The sequence below is a fragment of the Streptococcus sp. HMSC066E07 genome, assembly GCF_001814695.1.
Taxonomy (GTDB): Bacteria; Bacillota; Bacilli; order Lactobacillales; family Streptococcaceae; genus Streptococcus; species Streptococcus hominis.
Window position 1 is genome coordinate 1 of the sequence record NZ_KV817431.1, and the last position, 4,432, is coordinate 4,432.

The 4,432-nt window shown below is 38.9% G+C and carries 4 protein-coding genes and 1 pseudogene; 3 read left to right on the forward strand and 2 right to left on the reverse strand.

Features of this window, described 5'->3' with window-relative positions:
* The first annotated feature begins 357 nt into the window (after positions 1–357).
* The gene (nth, locus tag HMPREF2984_RS04055; protein WP_049533271.1) at positions 358–981 is read left to right on the forward strand and encodes an endonuclease III; all 624 of its coding nucleotides are present in this window, start codon (positions 358–360) and stop codon (positions 979–981) included.
* Between the two features lie 23 nt (positions 982–1,004).
* Here the strand turns inward: nth and HMPREF2984_RS04060 are convergent, their stop codons facing one another.
* Positions 1,005–1,832 (reverse strand): exodeoxyribonuclease III, encoded by an 828-nt coding sequence (locus HMPREF2984_RS04060; protein ID WP_070670580.1) that lies wholly within the window; start codon positions 1,830–1,832, stop codon positions 1,005–1,007.
* Positions 1,833–1,947: 115 nt separating this feature from the next.
* Here HMPREF2984_RS04060 and HMPREF2984_RS04065 point away from each other — a divergent pair, with 115 nt between their 5' ends.
* Positions 1,948–2,184, forward strand: a complete 237-nt coding sequence (locus HMPREF2984_RS04065; RefSeq protein WP_059221027.1) for a hypothetical protein — start codon at positions 1,948–1,950, stop codon at positions 2,182–2,184.
* 235 nt (positions 2,185–2,419) lie between these two features.
* Here HMPREF2984_RS04065 and HMPREF2984_RS09935 read toward each other — a convergent pair.
* Positions 2,420–2,617, reverse strand: a pseudogene (locus HMPREF2984_RS09935) (hypothetical protein).
* Positions 2,618–2,636: 19 nt separating this feature from the next.
* Between HMPREF2984_RS09935 and HMPREF2984_RS04075 the strand changes: the two are divergent.
* Positions 2,637–4,112 carry an IS1182 family transposase gene (locus HMPREF2984_RS04075; RefSeq protein WP_224785100.1) on the forward strand — a complete coding sequence of 492 codons (1,476 nt, stop codon included), beginning with the start codon at positions 2,637–2,639 and terminating at the stop codon, positions 4,110–4,112.
* The last annotated feature ends 320 nt before the right edge of the window (positions 4,113–4,432 follow it).

Consider the following 4,432-nt stretch of genomic DNA (forward strand, 5'->3'; position numbering starts at 1 on the left):
AATAAATGTTGCACTTATTCTTGCAATTTATCAAATAAAAAAGAAGTGAGACGACAAAATGGATTTCTTTAAAATCGCAATTGTTGCCTCACTTCTTTTTAAGCTCTCTATTTTGGTATAATTGCTGTTCGTGTTATAATGTTTTTATACACTGAGAAAATTTCTTCAAACCTTGTTAGCTTGGGAGTGAGATAGAACTAAAATTTGAAAATGTTAATCGTCGCTCTTTTGATTTAATCATCCGATACAACATATTCCGTCAGATATTTTGTATAGTCTCACCTTGCAAGGTTGCTAAACAGTCTGTGAGACTGTTTGATTTTCATTGAATATTAGTAAAGAACGAAAAGAGAAAAAATGGTTTTATCAAAAAAACGTGCGCGAAAGGTGATTGAGGAAATCATCGCCCTATTTCCAGATGCAAAACCTAGCTTGAATTTTACCAATCATTTTGAATTGCTGGTAGCGGTCATGCTGTCGGCTCAAACGACCGATGCAGCAGTCAACACAGTCACACCAGCCCTTTTTAAAGCCTATCCAACTCCACAGGAAATGGCGGCGGCTTCAGAAAGCGAGATTGCCAAGTATATTGCTCGTCTGGGGCTTTATCGCAATAAGGCTAAGTTTTTGAAAAAATGTGCTCAGCAGTTGCTAGATGACTTTGGCGGTCAAGTCCCACATACACGAAAAGAATTGGAAAGTCTTGCAGGTGTAGGACGTAAAACAGCAAATGTAGTTATGAGTGTCGGTTTTGGTATTCCAGCTTTTGCAGTGGATACCCATGTGGAGCGAATCTGCAAACACCATGATATTGTCAAAAAGTCAGCTACACCGCTTGAAGTTGAACAACGCGTGATGGAAGTTCTGCCCAAAAATGAATGGCTTCCAGCTCACCAAGCTATGATTTGCTTTGGCCGTGAAATTTGCCACCCAAGAAATCCTGAATGTGATCAGTATCCACAACTGTATCATTTTGATTGAAAAAAGAGGAGAAACCTCTTTTTTTATAACTCAATTTCCAATACAATTGGTGTGTGGTCTTGCCTTGTACCTGAGTCAATCATTTCTGACTTGGTTACTTTATCTGCAATTCGATTGCTGGTCAGCCAGTAATCAATTCTCCAGCCACTGTTATTGATTTTGCTGGTCTTGCTGCGTTGTGCCCACCAGCTATAAACATTTGGAATATCGCCGTGAATGTAACGGAAAGTATCCGTAAAACCACGATTTAACAGATTGGTAAATCCGGATCGTTCTTCATCTGTAAATCCAGGTGAGCGACGGTTGCTAGAAGGATGAGCGAGGTCAATCTCATTGTGGGCTACATTGTAGTCCCCTGTCGCAAGGACAGGTTTTTCTATGTCTAAAGCTGTTAGATAGTCAGCATATTTTTTGTCCCAGATTTGTCGTTCTTCTAAACGTTTTAAACCATCACCTGCATTGGGAGTGTAGACTTGTGTGACAAAGAATTTTTCAAACTCAAGGGTAATAATACGCCCTTCGGCATCCATAGTAGAAGGTGCACCGATTTCTGGGAAGGTTATTTTTGGAGATAGATTCTCTTTGTATAAAAACATAGTTCCGGCATAACCTTTACGTGCAGGTTCTATAGAAGAGCGCCATGTAGTTTCATAATGTGGGAATAATTCATCCAAAACTTTTAGATGTTTTTTAGTTGGTCCGTTAGCAGATAATTTAGTTTCCTGAATGGCGATAATATCAGCGTCTAATCTTACTAAAGTTTGTAAAACAGCTTGTGACAATTGCGCGCGTGCAGAGTCGCTGGTCAAAGCTGCGTTGAGAGAGTCAATATTCCAAGATATGAGTTTCATACGGATACCTTTTCTAGATTTATTTTTTCTATTGTATCAAAAAATAACTGTCTAAGCGAGTTTGAGGTTGTAAAAAGGATAGTAAGGTGTATAATATTAGTCAAAGGGGATAAAAATGGGTGAATTATTATTATTGAAAGTCGTCTTATTCATATTCTTTCTTTGGTACCTTATTAAGTTACTTCGTTTGAGGGGAAAACAAACATCTTCTGAGCCATTTTGGGTACCGAAGAAAATTGGTGTTGGAATTGGGGTCAATCCAAGGAATACAGCTGGTTTTTGGGTAAGTCTGGCTGTGACACTTTCTATTCTTACTGTTCTTCTTGTTTTGATAGTATCTTTGATTTTGTAAAAGAGATTTGTGAAAATGTTTTTATAATAATATTGTTTGTAAAACGCAGTTTAGTGTGGTTTGCTTAAAAAAATATGGCAGGTGATAAATAGATCTTTCGTAGAAAGCAATAACAAAGTTTTAATCAAGTTTATTGACGCTGATCTCGTTAGCTGTATTTGTAACCTTCAACAGCTCCTCAGACTACTGGAGCTAATCATTGCTGCTGCGGAGCGGAATGATAAAATCCAACTCTTTAAGTTATTGATTTTGTCCTACTCTCTTTCTTTTTTAAAAGAGCCTGGGACAATAATGTCTCGATTCTATCAAAAAAAAGCAACGGTTTTACCGTTGCTTTTTGCATAGTTGCGATAGTCTTGGTAAAATAGAATTGCTTAATAAACCATTTAGAAAGGCTATCTCATGCACATTCACTATAACACAAATCAGACAACTTTGCCACTAGAACTTGCTTGTGTCTTGCCCCAAGGCCGCATCGTCTTCACTATCGAAAAGGTCGTCAATGCACTAGAAGCCGGTCAGTTTCAGTCTTTCTACATGATTTTGGTCGCCCTTCCTATCACCCAAAGTTACTTCTGTCTGCCCTCCTCTTTGCTTATTCCCAAGGAAGTTTCTCTGGCCGTAAGATTGAAAAGATGATGGCAGAAAATCTAGCCATGCAGTACTTGACAGGGCAGTTGGTTGTCAGCTACCGGACCATCAACCGTTTCCGTGTAGCTGCCGGGATGGAAAATCTGCTGCGAGAACTCTTTATCGAGCTCAATCTTCAGTTGAAAATGGAAAAGTTGGTAACACTTGATGGTCTCTACATTGATGGCACTAAGATTGAGGCCAACACCAATAAGTATAGTTTCGTTTGGAAGAAAGCGACAGAGAAATTCTCCGCTAAACTTCAAGAACAGATGCAGGTCTATTTCCAAGAAGAAATCACCCCTCTTATCCATCAAGCCATTGAACTGGATACACAAGAGTCCATCTCCTCAGAACAGTTGACTGAGTTCGCTCAACTTCTTGAAGAAGAATTGGCTGGACTGAGCCAAGATATTGAGGAAACACCAGTTAAAGGTAAGGACGAGCGTAAGACCAAACGCCGCAAGCTCAAGAAAGTCCTGCGTAAAGTCAAGGATGATTTTTCAGTGCGGGCCGAAAAATACGAGATTTATCAAGAGACCTTCCAAGGTCGAAAGAGTTTTTCTAAGACGGATCATGATGCGACTTTCATGAGAATGAAAGAAGATCCTATGAGAAATGGACAACTCAAACCTGGCTACAACCTACAAATCGCCACTGAAAATCAGTTCGTCCTTCACTATGACATTTATCCAAATCCAACAGATACCAGAACGCTCTTGCCTTTTTTAGAAACGTATCCACATGAGTTAAAAACGGTTGTCGCCGATGCGGGCTATGGTAGCGAGGAGAATCTTCTCACCTTAGATAGGATGGGCGTTGACCACTTGATTAAATATGGTCTTTTTGACAAGGAACAGAAGAAAAAACACAAAGAATCTAATAGGAATTTGGCTAACTGGACTTACGATGGAACAGCTGATTCCTACACCCATCCAGAGGGTTGGGTATACCAGTTTGACCATCTCAAACACAGCCATACCACGATAGGTTTCAAGCAGGAAATCAGGGTTTATAAGGCAGAACAACCTGACTTGGCTCCGCAAAAGGGACTTTATGTCAATGAGCGATATCAAGTCTTAAAACGAAAAGAAAGCCAAGTGCTTTTATCTGACGAAGGCAGTCACATCTTTGCCCAACGTAAAGTTGATGTGGAACCTGTCTTTGGTCAGATAAAGGCTTGTTTGGGGTACAAACGATGTAATCTCAGAGGCAGACGTCAGGTTAAAATTGACATGGGCTTGGTTCTCATGGCCAATAACCTACTGAAATATAACAAGAAATTAACTAAAAACTAAAAGAGAGACTTACACCAAATGTGAATCTCTCTTTTATTAGCTGAGAAATCTTTTTGTCTCAGGCTCTTTTTCTTTTTGTTCAATATAATTGTAGCGGGGAGATGCCAGCGAATATTGAATAGAGGTGAAACAATTTGCTTTTCTTTTTTATATTCAAATGTCGCTGGCTGATTTGTTATCAATTTCTTGAATCATATGTTACATTCTGGAGAGATCTGAAATTTTATAAATATTATATTAAATTATTATATTTTAATAGTAATGTTACCCGTGGTGCTAGTTAAGTTCAAAATAGCTCAAATTATAAGCCAATAGGATTT